The organism is Staphylococcus muscae (assembly GCF_003019275.1).
Lineage (GTDB): Bacteria > Bacillota > Bacilli > Staphylococcales > Staphylococcaceae > Staphylococcus > Staphylococcus muscae.
Window position 1 is genome coordinate 400,192 of the sequence record NZ_CP027848.1, and the last position, 21,030, is coordinate 421,221.

The 21,030-nt window shown below is 36.4% G+C and carries 19 protein-coding genes; 17 read left to right on the plus strand and 2 right to left on the minus strand.

Annotation, left to right across the window (positions count from 1 at the left end):
- Positions 1-19: 19 nt before the first annotated feature.
- Both opp4C and C7J88_RS01880 read left to right on the plus strand, forming a co-directional pair.
- Positions 20-901 carry an oligopeptide ABC transporter permease gene (gene opp4C / locus C7J88_RS01875; RefSeq protein WP_169712270.1) on the plus strand — a complete coding sequence of 294 codons (882 nt, stop codon included), beginning with the start codon at positions 20-22 and terminating at the stop codon, positions 899-901.
- Positions 902-1,045: 144 nt separating this feature from the next.
- A complete protein-coding gene (locus tag C7J88_RS01880) occupies positions 1,046-1,816 on the plus strand; it encodes a tRNA threonylcarbamoyladenosine dehydratase (RefSeq protein ID WP_095116652.1) in 771 nt (256 codons plus the stop codon).
- A gap of 45 nt (positions 1,817-1,861) precedes the next feature.
- Here the strand turns inward: C7J88_RS01880 and C7J88_RS01885 are convergent, their stop codons facing one another.
- Positions 1,862-3,127: a replication-associated recombination protein A gene (locus C7J88_RS01885; RefSeq protein ID WP_095116654.1), complete on the minus strand. Its 1,266-nt coding sequence runs from the start codon at positions 3,125-3,127 to the stop codon at positions 1,862-1,864.
- Positions 3,128-3,256: 129 nt separating this feature from the next.
- Between C7J88_RS01885 and cymR the strand changes: the two genes are divergently transcribed.
- The 4 genes from cymR (at position 3,257) to dcm (ending at position 6,941) form a co-directional block, all read left to right on the plus strand.
- The gene (gene cymR / locus C7J88_RS01890; RefSeq protein ID WP_095116655.1) at positions 3,257-3,676 is read left to right on the plus strand and encodes a cysteine metabolism transcriptional regulator CymR; all 420 of its coding nucleotides are present in this window, start codon (positions 3,257-3,259) and stop codon (positions 3,674-3,676) included.
- Between the two features lie 100 nt (positions 3,677-3,776).
- Positions 3,777-3,968: a CsbD family protein gene (locus C7J88_RS01895; RefSeq protein WP_095116656.1), complete on the plus strand. Its 192-nt coding sequence runs from the start codon at positions 3,777-3,779 to the stop codon at positions 3,966-3,968.
- 156 nt (positions 3,969-4,124) lie between these two features.
- Positions 4,125-5,588, plus strand: coding sequence for a Sau3AI family type II restriction endonuclease (locus C7J88_RS01900; RefSeq protein WP_095116657.1), 1,464 nt, complete (start codon positions 4,125-4,127; stop codon positions 5,586-5,588).
- 114 nt (positions 5,589-5,702) lie between these two features.
- The gene (gene dcm, locus C7J88_RS01905) at positions 5,703-6,941 is read left to right on the plus strand and encodes a DNA (cytosine-5-)-methyltransferase (RefSeq protein WP_095116658.1); all 1,239 of its coding nucleotides are present in this window, start codon (positions 5,703-5,705) and stop codon (positions 6,939-6,941) included.
- A gap of 71 nt (positions 6,942-7,012) precedes the next feature.
- Here the strand turns inward: dcm and C7J88_RS01910 are convergent, their stop codons facing one another.
- Complete coding sequence (locus C7J88_RS01910; protein ID WP_095116660.1) at positions 7,013-8,026, minus strand: LLM class flavin-dependent oxidoreductase; 1,014 nt, start codon at positions 8,024-8,026, stop codon at positions 7,013-7,015.
- Positions 8,027-8,232: 206 nt separating this feature from the next.
- Between C7J88_RS01910 and C7J88_RS01915 the strand changes: the two genes are divergently transcribed.
- The 11 genes from C7J88_RS01915 (at position 8,233) to C7J88_RS01965 (ending at position 21,028) form a co-directional block, all read left to right on the plus strand.
- Positions 8,233-9,381 (plus strand): cysteine desulfurase family protein, encoded by a 1,149-nt coding sequence (locus tag C7J88_RS01915; protein ID WP_095116662.1) that lies wholly within the window; start codon positions 8,233-8,235, stop codon positions 9,379-9,381.
- Positions 9,378-10,490 (plus strand): tRNA 2-thiouridine(34) synthase MnmA, encoded by a 1,113-nt coding sequence (gene mnmA / locus C7J88_RS01920; RefSeq protein WP_095116664.1) that lies wholly within the window; start codon positions 9,378-9,380, stop codon positions 10,488-10,490. The genes C7J88_RS01915 and mnmA overlap by 4 nt, the downstream gene beginning before the upstream one ends.
- 125 nt (positions 10,491-10,615) lie before the next feature.
- Positions 10,616-11,287: a tetratricopeptide repeat protein gene (locus C7J88_RS01925; RefSeq protein ID WP_095116666.1), complete on the plus strand. Its 672-nt coding sequence runs from the start codon at positions 10,616-10,618 to the stop codon at positions 11,285-11,287.
- A gap of 2 nt (positions 11,288-11,289) precedes the next feature.
- Positions 11,290-13,686 carry an SF1B family DNA helicase RecD2 gene (recD2, locus tag C7J88_RS01930; protein WP_095116668.1) on the plus strand — a complete coding sequence of 799 codons (2,397 nt, stop codon included), beginning with the start codon at positions 11,290-11,292 and terminating at the stop codon, positions 13,684-13,686.
- Positions 13,687-13,933: 247 nt separating this feature from the next.
- A complete protein-coding gene (gene alaS, locus C7J88_RS01935; protein WP_095116670.1) occupies positions 13,934-16,564 on the plus strand; it encodes an alanine--tRNA ligase in 2,631 nt (876 codons plus the stop codon).
- A 65-nt stretch (positions 16,565-16,629) separates the two neighbouring features.
- Positions 16,630-16,905 (plus strand): IreB family regulatory phosphoprotein, encoded by a 276-nt coding sequence (locus tag C7J88_RS01940; RefSeq protein ID WP_095116672.1) that lies wholly within the window; start codon positions 16,630-16,632, stop codon positions 16,903-16,905.
- Complete coding sequence (ruvX, locus tag C7J88_RS01945; protein ID WP_095116674.1) at positions 16,898-17,326, plus strand: Holliday junction resolvase RuvX; 429 nt, start codon at positions 16,898-16,900, stop codon at positions 17,324-17,326. The genes C7J88_RS01940 and ruvX overlap by 8 nt, the downstream gene beginning before the upstream one ends.
- A 13-nt stretch (positions 17,327-17,339) precedes the next feature.
- Entirely contained in the window at positions 17,340-17,660 is a 321-nt protein-coding gene (locus C7J88_RS01950; RefSeq protein WP_095116676.1) for a DUF1292 domain-containing protein, read from the plus strand.
- Positions 17,661-18,177: 517 nt separating this feature from the next.
- Entirely contained in the window at positions 18,178-18,822 is a 645-nt protein-coding gene (locus C7J88_RS01955; protein ID WP_095116678.1) for an O-methyltransferase, read from the plus strand.
- The gene (locus C7J88_RS01960; protein ID WP_095116680.1) at positions 18,815-19,744 is read left to right on the plus strand and encodes a peptidase U32 family protein; all 930 of its coding nucleotides are present in this window, start codon (positions 18,815-18,817) and stop codon (positions 19,742-19,744) included. Before C7J88_RS01955 ends, C7J88_RS01960 begins: the two co-directional genes overlap by 8 nt.
- A gap of 18 nt (positions 19,745-19,762) precedes the next feature.
- Positions 19,763-21,028, plus strand: coding sequence for a peptidase U32 family protein (locus tag C7J88_RS01965; protein ID WP_095116682.1), 1,266 nt, complete (start codon positions 19,763-19,765; stop codon positions 21,026-21,028).
- The last annotated feature ends 2 nt before the right edge of the window (positions 21,029-21,030 follow it).

Here is a 21,030-nt window from a genome sequence, read left to right on the forward strand (position 1 = left end):
GGAAATTATGTCAAAAGAAATTAAACAAAAGAACCGTTCGCCATTACAGATAGCGCTTCAAAAATTTAAAAGAAACAAACCAGCGATGACAGCAAGTATCATCTTAGCTTTAATATTCATCATTTCACTTTTGTCACCATTTCTCGCACCACATGATCCGAACGTACAAAATTTAGTGTTAATTAAAGGGCAGATGTCAGCTGAACATTGGCTTGGTACTGATTCTGGTGGTCGTGATATATTTAGTCGTCTTCTATACTCTGGCCGTGTTTCACTCACGTTTGGATTAATTACGACTGTTGGATTAATGGCTATCGGAATCGTTATCGGTATGATTTCTGGATATTATGGTGGATGGGTAGATACAGTCTTAATGCGTTTTACTGAATTTGTCATGCTCTTCCCATTCATTCCGTTTGCGGTTGTATTAAATGCGACATTTAGTGGCAAGATTGAAAATCAATACGGATCAGCGATTGTCTTAGCTGTGGTGCTTATTGCCTTGTCTTGGGTTGGTGTCGCACGTATCGTCAGAGGAAAAGTGATGCAAGAGAAGGAGAATGAATATTTCTTAGCGGCAAAGTCAATTGGAACACCCGTGCATAAAATATTATTCAAACACTTATTCCCAAATATTTTAAGTGTTGTCATTGTACAAGCAACATTAATTTTTGCGGTACAAATTGTTGCAGAAGCGGGGCTTAGCTTCTTAGGATTTGGTATTGATAAAACAGTACCGACATGGGGAAATATGTTAAGCGATGCACAAGAAGGAGATATTTTACGTGGGAAACCATGGATTTGGATGCCACCAGCAATTGCAATCACTGTGACAATTCTTTGTATCAACTTTATTGGTGAAGGATTAAAAGATGCTTTAAATCCTAAGTCACGCCATTAGATACTTTAATAATATAAGAGTAAAAGGGTATATCTATAAAATCTTCATTTGGATTTTATAGATGTACCTATTATTTTGTTGCTTGCATCATACTCGTATATCATACATACTAAAGTTAAATATATAGGGAAAAAGGAGAAAAAAATGAAACACCAATTTTCAAGAAATGAACTTGCGATCGGGCAAGAAGGACTTGATCGCCTTAAAAATACAACGGTTGTCGTACTAGGTGTAGGCGGCGTCGGATCATTTGCGGCAGAAGCATTAGCACGTACGAACATCGGGCATATTATTTTAATCGACAAAGATGATGTCGATATTACAAACGTCAATCGTCAGTTACACGCTTTAACGACAACAATCGGTCAAAGTAAAGTAACATTGATGGAAGAACGTATTAAACTGATTAATCCAGATTGTAAAGTCACATCATTACATATGTTCTATACTGAAGAGACATATGAACAACTATTCGATGACTATGACATTGATTATGTTGTTGATGCCAGTGATACAATTATTTATAAAGTGCATTTAATGGAGCAATGTTTACAACGCGGTATCCAAATTATTTCAAGCATGGGGGCAGCAAACAAAACAGACCCAACACGCTTTGAAATTGCAGATATTTCAAAGACACATACAGATCCGATTGCACGTATTATTCGCCAAAAGTTAAAACAAAAGAAAATTTATCGTGGTATTCCAGTTGTTTTCTCCGATGAAAGTCCTATCGTCATACGTGAAGATGTGAAAGCAGTTGTCGGTGATGCACAAGGTAAAAATCGAAAAGCACAGATGCCACCCGCTTCAAATGCTTTCTGTCCAAGTACAGTAGGCTTAATTATGGCAAGTTATGTATGTAACAAAATTGTAGAAGATATTCCTGTTACACGTATTAAAGATAAACAATAAAGCAAAAACGCCTCATATTGTGGGGCGTTTTTATGTGTCTATAAACTATTTCTGTTGTTTTTTGATATTCTCATAGATTTGTTTCATCTGTTGTTCAGTCTTAGATGTTTCTTTTGGCTGATAATACTGTTTATTTTTAAGCTTATTTGGTAAGTATTGTTGTGCGACAAACCCTGAATCATAACTATGTGGATATTTGTATCCAATTGCTCGACCTAGTTCTTTTGCACCACTGTAATGTCCATCTCTCAAATGATCTGGTATTTGTCCGACATGCCCTTTGCGAATATCAGAAAGTGCACCATCAATAGAAGTAATTGCTGAATTAGATTTTGGCGACAGACAAAGTTCAATCACTGCTTGGCTCAGTGGGATACGTGCCTCTGGAAATCCAAGGCGTTCAGCAGCTTCTATTGCTGCAAGTGTACGTTGTCCTGCACTCGGTGATGCAAGTCCGATATCTTCATAACTAATCACTAATAGACGTCGTGCAATCGTCGGTAAATCTCCAGCTTGAATAAGACGTGCGAGATAGTGTAAAGCAGCATCGACATCACTCCCACGAATGGACTTTTGGAATGCACTCATCACGTCGTAATGCATATCACCATCTTTATCACTTAAAAATGCGCCACGTTGTAGACAATCCTCTGCATCTTGTAATGTGATATGTGCAGGTTTTGTATTCGCACTCAATACCGCAAGTTCTAGAGCATTCAACGCACTTCTAACATCGCCTTGACTCTGTGTGGCGAAGTATTCAAAGGCATCGTCATCGATCGTTGCGTCATAACTTTTTAATCCTCGTTCATCGTCTTCTAATGCCTTTTTTAGAGCTTGTTTAATATCATCTGGGCCTAGAGGATAGAGTTCAAAGATTTGTGCACGTGACCGTATCGCCGGGTTTATTGCGTGATATGGATTTGAAGTTGTAGCACCAATCAAAACAATTTTGCCATTTTCAAGATGTGGTAACAAAAAGTCTTGTTTCGCTTTATCAAGTCTATGAATCTCATCGAGCAACAGAATAACTTGTCCTGACATTTTCGCTTCTTCTACAATCAATTGCATATCTTTTTTTGTATTTGTAACGGCATTCAACTGGCGAAACTTAAAGGCAGTACTACCAGCAATCGCCTGAGCAATGCTCGTCTTACCAATGCCTGGAGGGCCATAAAATATCATTGACGATAAGCGTTGAGCTTGAACCATACGTCGAATAATCCCGCTATCACCTACAAGGTGTTGTTGTGCAATGACTTCGTCGATATTGCGTGGTCGCATACGGGAAGCTAAAGGTTCGGTTGTCATGGAATACCTCCTGTTCGTATTATCGAGTGAATGACTCAACTATTATTTGTACTCTTGTCACAATGGTATTATAATAATATAAATAGTGAAAAATTGTAAGCAAATAGGATGGATAGGTGAGATGATTTAATGAAAATATCGACTAAAGGCAGATATGGTTTAACATTGATGATTGCTTTAGCAAAAAGAGAAGGTACGGGTTGCGTGTCTTTAAAAACAATTGCTGAAGAAAACGACCTCAGTGATTTATATCTTGAACAACTTGTCGGTCCGTTACGTAATGCAGGATTAATTAGAAGTGTACGTGGTGCAAAAGGTGGCTATGAATTAAACATGTCATCTGAAGAGATTACAGCAGGTGATATTATTCGACTACTCGAAGGACCATTGACAATTGTAGAACGCATTGAGTCTGAACCACCTGCGCAACAGCAGTTATGGTTGAGAATGCGTGATGCTGTAAAAGATGTTTTAGATAAGACGACATTGCAATCATTAGCAGCACATGAAGATACGACAGACTTAGAAGGATACATGTTCTATATTTAATGAATTCCCTATTATTATGAAAAAATATTAAACAATCATGTTTATCAAAGTACCAGATGGGGTAAAGTTAAATGTAAGTATTACAAGGAGGTAATGTATTATGACAAACGAAGAAAGCAAATTCGATCAATTAAAAGGTAACGTGAAAGAAACTGCAGGTAACGCAGTAGGCGATAAAGCGTTAGAAAACGAAGGTAAACAAGACAAAGCAGCTGGAAAAGTTAAAGAAGCGGTTGAAAATGTAAAAGAAAAAGCAACAGACGCAATCGACAAATTAAAAGGCGACAAATAATCGTCCAAAATGTTGAACAGTAGAGACTTTTTATAAAGTTTCTGCTGTTTTTTGTATCTCCTTTTTAATTGATGTATTTTTGGAATGGTTATTTAATAAGTTATGATACAATTGGTATTAACTTAAATGATATATAGCGTGAAGGGGTGAATAGAAATGGTTAAATATCGAACTAAAGAAGAAGTACATAATAGGGCAAAAGAAGCGGTTGGTTTAACTATAAAAGAGTTAAATGGTGGGTATTCACTTAAAGATACTAAAAATTCCGTAGGTGATGCATTTGAAAATTGGTTTGATGTTCAAAAAAATAGTGATCGTAGACCTGATTTAGTAGATGCCGGTGTAGAATTAAAAGCAACTCCTATACATAAAATTAAGTCGGGTGAGTATCGGTCAAAAGAACGTTTAGTATTAAATATTATTAATTATGAAGAGATGCTGATTGAAACTTTTGAAACAAGTAATTTTTTAAAGAAGAATAAAGCAATTCAATTAGGCTTCTATGAATATGAAAAAGGGAAACCAAAAGATGAATGGTCACTTGTTGAAACTGTTTTGTTTGAACTTTTAAAAAATCCTATTGATCTTGAAATTATTAGAAATGATTGGGAAACTATTCATTCATATATTGAAGAAGGCAAAGCTCATGAATTAAGTGAAAGTCATACTACATATTTATCGGCATGTACAAAGGGGAAAAGTGCTTCATCAATGAGAAAACAGCCAAATTCAGATGTACTAGCTAAACAAAGGGCATTGTCGTTTAAAACTGGTTATATGAGTTCACTCTTGAAAGATTATGTTTTAGGTGATAAAAAAGTCGAGTCGATTATCAAAGATAAATTTGAACTTCAAGATAATTCGCTTGAAAAAACTATTGAGAATGCTTTTAAGCCATTTATAGGGTGGACGATTGATGAATTATCAGAGCACTTTGGAATCGAGAAAAAAGATAAGAGTTTAAATTATAGGATTGCAATGGGAATATTAAATTTAAATGGCAAAAATGAAAAAACTAACTCATTCCCAAAAGTGGATGAGTTTGAAAAAGCATGTATTCAATTAAAAACTGTTAAATTCGATAAAAATAATATAAATAGAGAAAGTATGTCATTTCCTTCTTTTTCTTTTGAGGATATTGTAAATGAAACTTGGTTTGATGATGAAGGTATGCCAAGTGCAAATTGGCATGTTTTCTTATTAGAAGCTAAATTTCTCCTTTTTGTTGTAAAAAATAATGGGGTAAATGATGTATTTAAAGGGATTAAATTTTTCAGCATTCCAGAAGATGATATTGAAGGTCCAATTTATGAAGTTTGGAAAGATACTGTTAATAAAATAAAAAATGGTGTAGAACTTACTGGAACATATACTAAAAATGGTAACTTGCGTATAAAAAATAACTTTATAAAAAAATCTGACCAAATGATTTGTCATATTCGACCACATGTTCCAAAGAGTGATTATCGAGAGAAAGGAAGTTATGCAGATAGATTACCTGCTCCAGCGAAATGGAAAAATAAGCCAAACAGTCCTGAGTTCTCTGGTAGCTGGATGACAAAGCAATCATTTTGGATTAATAATGACTATATCAAGAAACAAGTACAAGATCTTTTGTAAAGGGTCTTGTCCTTTTTTGCTGGTGAAAAATTTTTTCGAATTAAATTTATATATAGAACGATCGTTCGCTATGTGATATAATCAATAGCAATCAAATTTTTAAGGAGAATCAACATGGAAAGAATTAAAGTGGCAGAACTTTTTGCTGGTGTTGGTGGTTTTAGATTAGGTTTAGAAAATACAAATAGCAAAGTTTTTGATGTAACATGGGCTAATCAATGGGAACCATCTCGAAAGGTACAACACGCTTTTGAATGTTACAGCCATCATTTTAATACTGGTCAACATGTAAATATAGATATAAATAATGTGTCAGACAAAGAGATGGCAGATACAAATATAGATATGATTGTTGGTGGTTTTCCATGTCAAGATTATTCAGTAGCGAGAAGTTTAAGCGGTGAACTTGGTATACAAGGTAAAAAAGGTGTTTTATTCTGGCAAATTATTAGGTTTATTCAAAATACATTTCCTAAATTCTTACTTCTTGAAAATGTAGATAGACTTCTAAAATCTCCTTCAAGTCAAAGAGGAAGAGACTTTTCTGTTATGTTATCAACTCTTAATGAGTTAGGCTACGACATAGAATGGAGAGTTATAAATGCTGCTGATTATGGTAATAGCCAAAGACGTAGAAGAGTGTTTATATTTGGCTATAAAAGAGACCTTTCATATGGGAAATTATTGCAGAATAAGGAATTAGAAGACATTATTTATGAAAGTGGATTATATGCAAAGGCATTTCCAATAGAAAAAGAACCATATAAAAATAGAGTTTCATATACAGAAATCCCAAAAGACATTGTCGAAGTGTCTGAAGATTTTAGTTTTACTTATTTTAATTCTGGAGTAATGAGAAATGGTGAAGTTTGTACAATAGACACTAAACCTATATTAGAAGAACCGACACCGCTAAAAGATATTTTGGAAACAGAAGTAGACGAAAAATACTATTTAGACAACTCTAAAATTGAAAAGTTTAATTATCTTAGAGGTCCTAAAAAAATAAAAAGGACTTCTAAAACCGGACATGAATACTATTTTTCTGAAGGTGGAATGTCAGAAACAGACTCTTTAGAATTACCTGCTAGAACAATGTTGACGAGTGAAGGTTCTATTAACAGAAGTACACATTTCTTGAAAGATAATGTTGGTTACAGAATTTTAACACCAGTTGAAGCGGAAAGACTTAATGGATTTCCAGATAATTGGACAAATACTATGAATGATAGAATGAGATATTTTTGCATGGGAAATGCACTTGTTATTCCCCTTATAACAAGGATTGCAAATCAAATTGAAGAGATTGTCTCTATATCTGATGATTCATATTCACAACTAGAGCTTTTTTAAAACGATAATTAAAATAAAAGACAAGTTATGTATAGATTAATTAAATCTTTACATAAACTTGTCTTTTATCATTATTCAGTTTCTGAGTTGAGTTCATCTAATACTTCTTTAAAGTATTGATATGATTGAACTTGTTTTTCTTTGTCATAAATGTAGCTGACACCTATAATTTCATCGATTTCACCATAATTGTTTACGAAGTCTTTAATTTGTTTTTTAACAGCAGCTTTATCACCGACTAATGATTGCTGAATACGTGCATCTGCCATTGCGACTTCTTGCGGTGACATGACACTGTTTAAATCTTTTAGAGGGGGTTGCATTTTTTGTGAGCGTCCTCTGGTGATGGCTGTAAACATTTGCGCTTGTGTTGTTGCTAAATGTAATGCTTCATCATATGTGTCGGCCATAATGACATTCAATCCAACCATCACGTATGGCCGGTCAAGGTATTCTGATGGTTCGAACAATTCACGATAAATTGCTAAAGCTTCTTTCATTTGTTGTGGGGCAAAATGTCCAGCAAATACATAAGGTAAACCTTCACGTGCTGCGAGATGCGCAGAGTCTGTTGATGAACCTAATATATAGACAGGGATTTCAGATTCAACAGCTGGTATCGCTTTGACGTATCCTTGATTTGTTTCAGGTCCCATATATTGAATGAGTTGTTTTACTTCTTCAGGGAATTGATACACACCATCATGTTTTTCACGACGTAACGCATTGGCAGTTGCCATGTCAGTACCTGGCGCACGACCTAATCCAATATCGATTCGGTCACCGTAAATTTGGTGTAAAGTTCCAAATTGTTCTGCTACAACGAGTGGGGCATGGTTTGGTAACATAATCCCACCTGAACCGACACGTAACGTTTTCGTGTGTGACAATGCATGTTGGATAAGAATGGCTGTTGCAGAGCTCACCAACGTAGGGGCGTTATGATGTTCTGCAATCCAATAGCGTTCATATGATATCTCTTCTAGTGATTGTGCCAATTGAACCATTTCATCAATAGCTTCACGCTCATTTGAACCTTCTCTGATAGGGACAAGGTTTAATGCGGAATAACGAATCTTTTTCATGATGCAATACACTCCTTTTCTGACGTTAGTATAGCACCTGTCTTATTTCATATCTTCAAAATTGCTTACAGCGTTTCATTGCAGTTCAAACTTGTTCGTCATACAATAGAAGTAATTGGAAATATGAGTCAGAAACAGACTACTAGCAAATTAAAAAAGGCAATGCTAAAATAGGACCATTGATTATCAGAAAGGACTGTCGTTAAATGGCGATTTATGCAGATTATGCAGCGACTACACCCGTGAAACCACAAGTAATAGAGTCTATGATGCGTATTTATCAAACGCATTTTGGTAACCCATCTTCAATTCATACACAAGGAAGAGATGCGCGCCATTACTTAGATTCGGCACGACGTGATGTCGCAAAAATAATAAATGCTGAACCGAGCGAAATTATCTTTACGAGTGGTGCCACTGAATCCAATAATACGGTGATAAAAGGAATTGCCCAAGCAAACCGTCAACAAGGGATGCACTTGGTTACGACTAAAATTGAACATCATTCTGTATTACATGTTTTTGAACAATTAGAACGAGAAGGCTTCGACGTGACGTATTTAGATGTCGATAAATCAGGAATTGTAGATCTTCATCAACTGAAGCAAGTTTTACGTGATGATACGACACTTGTTTCAATCATGCTCGTAAATAATGAAGTGGGTACGGTACAAGACATCGATACGATACAAGAAATCGTTGCGGAATCTAACGCATACCTTCATACAGATGCTGTACAAGCTATTGGGCATTTACCGATTGATGTGAAAGAACTCAATGTCGATGCGCTAAGCTTAACAGCACATAAATTTGGTGGCCCAAAAGGTGTGGGTGCCTTATACGTCAAAAAGAATACAGTGTTGCGCTATCAGCAACAAGGTGGCGAACAAGAAACAAAACGACGTGCAGGCACTGAAAACGTCCCACAAATCGTCGGTTTAGCAGAAGCTATCAAACTTGCTGATTCAGAACGTGATGCTAACAATATTCATGTTGCACAACTGAAGGAACAATTATTGGTTGGCTTACAAGATAGAGCCATTCCGTTTGAATTAAATGGTTCAATGGTCGAGACGACGAACCATATCGTAAACCTATATTTTCCATTTATAGATATTGAGACCTTGCTCACATTGTTAGATTTGGCAGGGGTTTATGTATCATCAGGCTCGGCATGTACAGCCGGATCAACAATTCCTTCACATGTACTGTCTGCGATGTATGGAGAAGATGATCGTGTGACACACTCAGTACGAATTAGCTTGAATGAATTAATGACAACAGAAGATATCAATCAAATCATTGTAGAAATACAAAAAATATATTTAAAATTTAAAAAGGAGGAACATTCGTGACAAATGAAAATACACGTGTTGTTGTCGGTATGTCAGGTGGTGTAGACAGCTCAGTAACAGCGCATTTATTAAAAGAACAAGGCTATGACGTCATCGGTATCTTTATGAAAAACTGGGATGACACCGATGAGAATGGTGTATGTACAGCAACAGAAGATTATAATGATGTGATTGCAGTATGTAACCAAATTGGGATTCCGTACTATGCAGTAAACTTTGAACAAGAATATTGGGATAAAGTATTCACATATTTCTTAGATGAATATAAAAAAGGACGTACACCAAACCCAGATGTGATGTGCAATAAAGAAATTAAATTTAAAGCTTTCTTAGAACATGCGCTAAAACTAGGGGCTGATTATGTTGCAACAGGTCACTATGCACGTGTACGTCGCAATGAAGATGGTAGTGTTGAAATGTTACGTGGGGTCGACCAAAACAAAGACCAAACATATTTCTTAAATCAATTAACTGACGAACAATTGCAAAAAGTGATGTTCCCAATTGGTGATATTGATAAAAAAGAAGTGCGTAAAATTGCGCTTGAACAAGACTTGGCTACGGCGAAGAAGAAAGATTCAACAGGAATCTGTTTCATCGGTGAACGTAACTTTAAAACATTCTTGTCACAATATTTACCCGCTCAATCAGGTGAAATGCGCACACTGAATGGTGAATTAAAAGGGAAACATAGTGGTTTGATGTACTACACAATTGGACAACGTCATGGCCTTGGGATTGGTGGCGACGGAGATCCTTGGTTCGTTGTTGGTAAAAACTTAAAAGACAATGTACTGTATGTTGAACAAGGGTTCCATCATGATGCGTTGTACAGTGATTATCTTGTTGCTTCTGATGTATCATTTGTGAATCCAACAGATTTATCTGAGCCGTTGAAATGTACAGCGAAGTTCAGATATCGTCAACAAGATACAGGTGTTACAATCACGAAAGAAAGTGATGATTCTATTCGTGTGACATTTGATGAACCTGTTCGTGCAATTACACCAGGACAAGCTGTTGTCTTTTACGATGGTGATGTTTGCTTAGGTGGCGCAACAATTGATGATGTATATAAAAATAGCGGTCAATTAAGCTACGTCGTATAATTAAATCGATATGAAATAGGGAGATGCTGTAAAATGTTGAATTTTACTGTGTCCCCCTATTTTAGTTATGTGACGTTTTGATGTACAATTGAGTTTGAAACAGAAAATGTAAAGGTGAGTCTATGATGGAACAAGAACAAATACATAACTTGATAAAACAAGGACAATTTGAAAAAGCATTGCAAGCTTGTTTTGATAATATCGAAGCGGCACCCGAAGAAGTAGAGAACTATATCAATTCGGGTATTTTATTGGCAGAAGCAGGTGAAATCGAAAAGGCTGAACGATTCTTTCAGCGTGCGATTACACTCCAACCAGACAATGGTGTCATCTACTATAATTTAGCCAATGTCTATTTCAATGAAGGGCGTTTTCAAGAGGCAATTAAGCTCTATCAAATGGCGATTAGTAAACAATTAGAAACGAAAGATGTTTACTTTATGTTAGGTATGTCTTTTGTACAATTGGAAGCAAAAGACAAGGCATTACCGTTTTTAATGCGTGCTTCTGAATTAGATACAGATTTCCAAGATATTGAAGCGCAATTTCAATATGGACTTGTACTCTGTGAACTTGAAATGTTTGATCAAGCCATTCCGTTATTACAACGTATTTTAGAGAATGATCCGAAACATGCAGATGCACAGTACAATTTAACATTAGCGCAATATATGACAGATGAAGATATCGATGCCGCTATAAAGGGATTTGAACAGGCCGTTGAGATGGATGATGCACATATGTTAAGCCATCATGCATTGAAGACGTTTAAAATGATTCAAGAACAGGAGGGATAATAATGGAAAACCCAACGCTACTAGATAGTACCTATGTGAAAGGTGAAGTCGTTCTTATCCTTTTTCAAAATACGGACAATTTTTATACAGTATTAAAAGTTGAAGTTGATGATACAAATGGCGATTTTGAAGACGAAGCAACTGTCGTTGGGTATTTTCCAGATATTGTTGAGAATGAAACATATCTTTTTAAAGGCTATGTCGTACAGCATGCACGATATGGCCAACAGCTTAAGGCAGAAACATTTCAAAAAGAACTGCCTCAAACGAAAGATGCTGTGATCGCATACCTCTCTAGTTCACTTTTTAAAGGAATCGGTGTCAAAACGGCAGAATCGATTGTTGAAACACTAGGTGAAGATGCCATTCGTCAAATTTTAAATGATGCATCTTGTCTGTCTCGTGTCCCACGCTTATCAAAAGACAAGCAGAAGCAAATCGCACAACAAGTTTATCAAAATCAGGAAAGTGAACAAATTATGATTCGTTTGAACGAACTCGGTTTTGGATCAAAACTTGCGATGGATATTTACAAATTCTATCAAGCAGATACATTAAAAATTTTAGATCAGAATCCATATCAGCTTGTCTATGATATTAAAGGGGTTGGTTTTCAAAAAGCTGACCAATTAGCGCAACAATTAGGAATTCATCCTTTACATCAAGATCGTCTGCGTGCTGGCATTCTTTATGTAGTAGAAGAAACATGTCTTAAAAATGGTCATACATATTTACCAGCTGATGCTTTGATTCATGCGGCGATTGAATTACTTACTAAAAACCAGACAGACACAATCGATGAAGCACCTATGCAAGAGTGTATGACACAACTTGTTGAAGAACAGAAATTAATTGCAGTAGATGATATCGTTGCAATTCCCAGTCTTTATTATTCGGAACTGAAAAGCACGCAAAATTTATTTAAAATTGAAAATCATAAACAAGCACTGACAAAATTTGATTTGTCTGATATTCAACTACATATTGGTGAAATTGAAGAAATGAATGAAGTGAGTTATGCAACATCTCAAAAAGATGCATTAGAATGTGCGCTACAAAATAAAGTAATGCTATTAACAGGTGGGCCAGGAACAGGTAAAACAACCGTAATCAAAGGCATTGTCCAACTATATGCTGAAATGCATGGTTTCTCACTTGATTATGATGATTATGACGAAGGAGAAGCTTTCCCAGTTGTGCTGGCTGCACCAACAGGTCGTGCATCCAAGCGTCTTCATGAGTCAACGGGACTTGAAGCAATGACGATACATCGACTAATTGGCTGGAATCAAGAGACAAAACCAGATGACTTGTTGGAACATGAAATTGATGCACGCTTAATTATAATAGATGAGATGTCGATGGTAGATACATGGTTGTTTCATCAATTTTTGAATGCCGTTCCTAAAGATGCACAAGTTGTACTAGTGGGTGATGAAGACCAATTGCCATCGGTAGGGCCGGGTCAAGTATTCAAAGATTTAATTGATGCAGATGTTTTACCGAGAATTAATTTGACTGAAGTGTACCGTCAACAAGATGGATCGAGTATTATTGATTTAGCGCATCGCATTAAGTTGGGACAAGATGTTGATATTACGAAAAGATATCACGACCGTTCTTTTATAGCATGTCAGACACATCAAATTCCGGAGATTGTTGATAAAATTGTGTCAAATGCAGTGGGTAAGGGATATACGATGTCTGATATTCAAGTACTCGCACCGATGTATCGTGGGAGTGCAGGAATTCAAAAATTAAATCAAGTACTTCAAAATATACTAAACCCTAAAGAAGATGAAGCGCATCGTGAAGTGGCATTTGGTGATGTGAAATTCCGCAAAGGTGACAAAGTCTTACAATTGGTTAATCGACCAGACGACAATGTTTTTAATGGAGATATTGGAGAGATTATCGGTATCTTTTGGGCAAAAGAGAATGCGATGAATAAAGATGTTGTTATCGTTGACTTTGAAGGCAATGAGATTACGTATATGCGTTCGGATCTTACCGAACTGACACACGCTTATTGTACTTCTATTCATAAGTCACAAGGATCAGAGTTCCCGATTGTGATTATGCCGATAGTTAAACAGTATTATCGCATGCTTCAGAAGCCAATATTGTATACAGGACTGACACGTGCAAAACAATCGCTCGTCTTTCTAGGCGATGCAGAAGTGTTTAATATGGGATTACATACTGAAGGACAGACACGTTTAACACAATTACAAACCTTTTTAACAATGTATTTTAAAGGAGATTCGGAAGAAGAGACGAAAGAAGCAAATGCGACAACATTTGTCTTAACTGAGTCGAATATGTATCAAGTCAATCCAATGATTAATATGGGTGAAACAACACCTTATGATTTTTTAGAAATTGACAAAGGTTCATAACTTTTTATATAATCACTATTAAGTAAAGCGGATAACCGAGTAGATGAGTAACTGACTTCACAGAGACGTATCAGTGCTGAGAGATACGAGTCATATCATTGAACGCTACTATACGCATAGTTCAATAACAGATAACAGAGTGATAGTTGCATGGCGACTATAACTAGGGTGGTACCGCGAGACATTCGTCCCTTTGATGAGACGAGTGTCTTTTTTGTTTGATGAAAGAAAATAGGGAGTTGACAATATGAAAAATTTAAAAGCTAGTGATATTCGACAAATGTACATTGATTTCTTCGTTGAGAAAGGTCATATGGTAGAACCATCAGCACCATTAGTACCGATTGATGATGATACACTTTTATGGATTAACTCAGGTGTTGCAACGTTAAAAAAATACTTTGATGGCCGTGAAGTACCGAAGAAACCACGTATTGTAAATGCGCAAAAATCAATTCGTACGAACGATATTGAAAATGTAGGATTTACAGCACGTCACCATACATTCTTTGAAATGCTAGGTAACTTCTCAATTGGTGATTACTTCAAAAAAGAAGCTGTCACATTTGCGTGGGAGTTTTTAACAAGCGAGAAATGGATGGCAATGGATCCTGAAAAACTTTATGTAACCATTCATCCAGAAGATACGGAAGCATATGATCTATGGCATGATATGATCGGATTAACTGAAGATCGTATTATCCGTATTGAAGGGAACTTCTGGGATATCGGTGAAGGTCCATCTGGTCCAAATACTGAAATTTTCTATGATCGTGGTGAAGAATACGGTAAAGAAGATCCGGCAGAAGAAATGTATCCAGGTGGTGAAAACGAACGTTACTTAGAAGTGTGGAACTTAGTATTCAGTGAGTTTAACCACAATAAAGACCATAGCTATACACCACTGCCAAGTAAAAATATTGATACCGGCATGGGGCTAGAGCGTATGGCCTCAATTTCGCAAAATGTTCGTACAAACTATGAAACGGATTTATTTATGCCAATCATGCATGAAATTGAAAAAATTTCTGGTAAATCATACTTAAAAAATACGCAAGATGATGTGGCATTTAAAGTTATAGCAGACCATATTCGTACAATTGCATTTGCGATTTCAGATGGTGCTTTGCCAGCGAATGAAGGTCGTGGCTACGTGTTACGTCGTTTATTACGTCGTGCGGTTCGTTTCAGCCAAACATTAGATATCAATGAACCATTCATGTATCGTCTCGTAGAAATTGTTGCGGAAATCATGGAACCTTATTATCCAAATGTAAAAGAAAACCAAGACTTTATCGCACGAGTGATTAAGTCAGAAGAAGCACGCTTCCACGAAACACTTGAAGAAGGGCTTTCTATCTTGAATGGTTTAATTGCGCAATCAAAAAAACAAGATGGTGTGATTGCTGGTGAAGATGCATTCAAATTATACGATACGTATGGTTTCCCAATCGAATTAACACAAGAAATTGCAGAAAATGAAGCGCTTAAAATTGATATGGACGGCTTCGAAACTCATATGGAAGCACAACGTAACCGTGCACGTGAAGCACGCCAGAACAACCAATCTATGCAAGTTCAAAGTGAAGTGCTAAAACAAATCAATACAGCAAGTACTTTCGTAGGTTATGATCAATTCGAAACAAAAGCACACATTACAGATATTATTTTGGATGGCGAACGTGTCACAGAGGCAGATGCAGATCAAACCGTATACTTTATTTTAGATCAAACACCATTCTATGCTGTAAGTGGTGGGCAAGTTGCAGATAAAGGGATTGTAGCAACGGATGATTTTGAAATTGAAGTGAGCGAAGTCATCAAAGCACCAAACGGTCAAAACTTACACACAGGTTATGTGAAGTTTGGTACAGTGACAGAAGGCACAGAAGTAACAGCAACAGTGGAAAGCAAATCACGTAAAGCGATTATGAAAAACCATAGTGCGACTCACTTATTACATGCAGCCTTAAAAGAAGTATTAGGTAGCCACGTTAATCAAGCAGGTTCTTTAGTAGATAGTGAACGTTTGCGTTTTGACTTCTCACATATCGCAGCAATGACCCAAGAAGAATTGCAATTGGTTGAACAACGTGTGAATGAAGAGATTTGGAACAGTATCGATGTCTCAATTAAAGAAATGCCAATTGATGAAGCAAAAGCACAGGGTGCAATGGCGTTGTTTGGTGAAAAATATGGCGATGTTGTTCGTGTTGTAGATATGAAACCTTTCTCAATCGAATTGTGCGGTGGTACACACGTAAATAACACATCTGAAATTGGTCTATTCAAGATTACGAGTGAATCAGGTACGGGTGCAGGTGTGCGTCGTATTGAAGCGGTAACAGGTCAAGCAGCATTTATGTACTTAGAACGTTACTTAGAACGCTTTAATGCAATCAAAGCACAAGTGAAAGCAAAAGCAGACGACCAAGTGATTGAAAAAGTTGAAAGCTTACAAGTACAAGAAAAAACATTACAACAAACGATTGAAGCAAAAAATAAAGAAATCAATGCATTAAAAATGGGCAATATCGAGGATAAAGTAACAAATATCAATGATCTACCAGTATTAATTACTGAAGTTGAAGTAGATAATGCAAAAGCAATGCGCACAACAATGGATGACTTCAAGTCTAAGTTACAAGATACAATCATTGTTTTAGCAAGTGATGTTGGTGGTAAAGTATCACTTGTTGCGACAGTACCGAAACAGTATGTTGATCGCATCAAAGCTGGAGATATTATTAAAGAGATGGCACCGATTGTTGGTGGTAAAGGTGGCGGCCGCCCAGATATGGCACAAGGCGGCGGTACAGATCCGAGTCAAATAACAGCAGCATTACAATTTGTTGAAACTTACATTAAATCATTATAAAAATAGATGTATTTCGTGTAGAATAGAGAGTGTAATCTATTTATGGTTTAAGGAGTGTTATGACAATGGCAAATTTTGATAAAACAATGAAGTTTAACCACGACGATATCCCAAAAGCAGATGTTGAAACAGTTCTAAACAATGTGTACAACACATTGGAAGAACGTGGCTACAATGCTGTCAATCAGATTGTAGGCTATCTACTATCAGGTGACCCAGCATACATTCCACGTCATAATGAAGCGAGAAATCAAATCCGACACATTGATCGTGATGATATTATGGAAGAACTAGTGTCGTTCTATTTAAAGCATAATAGCGAAAAAGAACACAATGCTTAAACATAAGATTATAGGGTTAGATGTTGGGAGTAAGACTGTGGGTGTTGCGATAAGCGACATGATGGGTTGGACAGCACAAGGATTGGATACACTCCGTATTAACGAAGAACAGAATGAACTCGGATTAGACATCTTAATTGAGATCATTGAACGAGAGCGTGTAGGGACCGTCGTGATCGGATTGCCGAAAAACATGAATAATTCGATTGGCTTCCGTGGCGAAGCATCGTTACATTATAAAGAAGCGTTGGCTGAACGCATGCCAGAACTTGAGATTGTAATGTGGGACGAGCGTTTAAGTACTTCGGCAGCGGAACGTTCGCTGCTCGAAGCTGACGTTTCAAGAGCAAAACGTAAAAAAGTGATAGATAAAATGGCAGCAGTATTTATATTACAAGGCTATTTAGATTCACTAAATTAAGGAGAGATCGACGATGACAAACGAAAACCATAATATTAACGAATTAGAAATTAATAACGATGAAGCTTTATTAACACTTTACGATGAAGAAGGAAACGAAGTATTATACCGTAAAATGTTAGAATTTTATCACCCAGAATTTGATAAAGAATATGTCATTTTAGCTGAAGAAGGCGCACAAGCAGATGACGATGATTTAATCGAATTAGTCCCAATGATTAACGAACCAGATGAATCTGGTGACGGTGGCCGTTTCGTAGCAATCGAGACAGAAGAGGAATGGGATATGATTGAAGAAGTTGTGAATACGAACTTCGACGAAACAGAAGAATAAGAAGTTTTGGATAAAAGCTGGTGTGGTAAGTTACGCATCAGCTTTTTTATATTGATCACACTATATTGTAGTTTGGACAAAAGTGCTGAAAAAACCGAAAAAATGAACAGATACATACAAAGTTAACATATTATGTTGAGTGCTTAGCAGTTTATAATGTTTAAATGGTCTCACAGTCGAATAGAAATATTTTGGTGCACATGGTGGTTTGTCGGTTTATTTTTTTAATCGGCTGAACTGGTCATGTTTAAAGTTTGTGATGAAATTTGCGGATGATTTCGTAGAGTTCCCCTTATTTTTCAATTCATTTTGTGTTAGAATAATATGAAGCAATTTGAAGGTATGTAGGAATGGAGTAGTATGTGCATTGCTCATAAGCTCTGATAGTCTTGTTTCCTACATATTAAATACGATTTGACATGCTGGGATGGAACCCAAAAATCTTTAAGAAGATGCTATTGTTCCACTCCCATTTTTTGATGATTTTTATCAAAATTTAACTAAAGGAAGTCTTAAGATGGAAAATTTAAATCAATCTTATTTTTTAAGTTTGCAATCATACGATAGTGACTTAGATCATCTACGTGACTTTGCAGAAGAAAACAAAGTCCCGATTGTCGATCAGTTATCACTTGATTTGGTGAAACAAATTATTCGTATTTATCAACCGAAAGAGATTTTGGAGTTAGGTACGGCAATTGGATATAGCAGTATGCATTTTGCGTCTATTTCACCGGATATTCATGTGACGACAATTGAACGTAACAATGAAATGATTGCTTATGCGAAACAACATTTTTCTCAGTTTCAATATACAGAACAGATTAGATTGATTGAAGAAGATGCAGCACAAGCATTTTCAATGGTAAATGACCGGACATATGATATGATTTTTATCGATGCAGCAAAAGCTCAATCTAAAAAGTTTTTTGAGCTATATAGCCCTTTGTTAAATGAAGGTGGCATCATTATTACAGACAATGTGTTATATCATGGTTTTGTTGCGAATATTGATATTGTACGCAGTCGCAATGTGAAACAAATGGTGAAAAAAGTACAGAAATTTAATCAATGGCTAAGTGAACAATCTGATTTTAAAACAAACTTTATAAATATGGATGATGGTTTAGCTATTTCAATAAAGGAGCGCAAAAATGACTGAATTATTAGTGACCCCAAAGTCTCTCAGCCATATTGAAACTTTGATTGAAAAGGGCGCAGATGCCTTTGTAATCGGAGAAGAAAAGTTCGGCTTACGTTTGGCTGGTGAATTTAATAGAGAACAGATGAAACAAGCAGTTGATATCATTCATGCAGCTGGTAAAAAAGCATACGCTGCTGTAAATGGTATTTTTCATAATTATCATATCCCTGCTGTGGAAGATTATATTAAGTTCTTACATGAAATTCGTGTGGATCGTATTATTTTTGGTGACCCTGCAATTGTTATGATTGTCAAACAACAAGAAAACCCAATTCCGCTTCATTGGAATGCTGAAACACTTGTTACTAACTATTTCCAATGTAATTATTGGGGGAAACGTGGTGCAAGTCGTGCCGTGTTAGCACGTGAATTGAGCTTAGATGAAATCTTAAATATCAAGGCAAATGCCGATGTAGAAATTGAAGTTCAAGTGCATGGCATGACGTGTATGTTCCAATCTAAACGTATGCTATTAGGGAACTACTATACTTTCCAAGAGCGTCAGATGAAAATTCAACGTGAAGATATAGATGAAAATACACAGTTGTTGCTTTATGATGAAGAGCGCGATAACAAATATCCTGTGTATGAAGACTATAATGGTACACATATTATGTCGCCAAATGATATCTGCCTAATTGAAGAGTTGGCACCGCTGTTTGAAGCGGGTATCGATAGTTTGAAAATTGATGGATTGTTACATTCAGAAGAATATATTAATACCGTAACGCAACAATATCGAGAAGCAATCGATTTATATGAAGAAGACCCAGAAGTTTATGAAGATGAGAAGTTTATGTTAGTGGATCCGATTGAAGCGATTCAACCTGAACACCGTCCATTTGATGAAGGATTCTACTATAAACAAACGGTATATTAATACAAGGAGAGATAGCATATGACGGTATTAGAAGCAGTGAAAACCAATGCAAAACCTAAAATAAAAAAACCAGAATTGCTTGCGCCGGCCGGTAACCTTGAAAAGTTGAAAATTGCGATTCATTACGGTGCAGATGCCGTATTTCTTGGCGGACAAGAATATGGATTGCGTTCAAACGCAGATAACTTCACGATTGAAGAAATCCGTGAAGGTGTTGAATTTGCCAACAGATATGGTGCAAAAATTTATGTTACAACGAATATCATCGCTCATGATGAAAATATCGATGGTCTTGATGACTATTTAATCCAGTTAGAAGGTACAGGGGCAACAGGTATTATTGTGGCAGACCCTTTAATTATTGAAACATGTAAACGTGTTGCACCAAAACTTGAAATTCATCTTTCAACACAGCAATCTTTAAGTAACTACAAAGCGGTTGAATATTGGAAAGAAGAAGGTTTAGATCGTGTTGTGCTTGCGCGTGAAACAGGTGCAATGGAAATGAAAGAAATGAAAGACAAAGTCGATATTGAGATCGAAGCATTCATTCATGGTGCGATGTGTATTGCTTATTCAGGACGTTGTACACTGAGCAATCACATGACGGCACGTGACTCTAACCGTGGCGGTTGTTGTCAAAGTTGCCGCTGGGATTATGATCTTCTTACAGTTGATGAAGATGGTGAGTTGGATGTTTACTATGAAGACGGTTCCGCAGTACCATTTGCGATGAGTCCACGTGATTTGAAATTAATCGAATCTATTCCGAACATGATGGATTTAGGGATTGATTCGTTAAAAATAGAAGGGCGTATGAAGTCGATTCATTATATTGCGACAGTTGTATCAGTTTATCGTAAAGTAATCGATGCCTATGCGGCAGACCCTGAAAACTTTAAAATCCAACCGGAATGGTTAATCGAACTCGATAAATGTGCCAACCGTGATACAGCACCTGCTTTCTTTAAAGGAACGCCAGGTTACGAAGAGCAAATGTTTGGGAATGAATCAGCTAAAAAATCTCCTTACGACTTTATCGGTCTTGTGTTAGCTTATGATGAAGAAACACAAATTGCGACGATTCAACAGCGTAATCATTTTAAACCGGGGCAAGAAGTTGAATTTTTCGGTCCTGAAATTGAAACATTTACGCAAGTAGTTGAAGCAATTTATGATGAAGAAGGCAACGAATTGGATGCTGCACGTCACCCATTACAAATCATTCAAATTAAAGTTGATCGTCCAATCTATGTAAATAATATGATGAGAAAAGAGGTATAGCG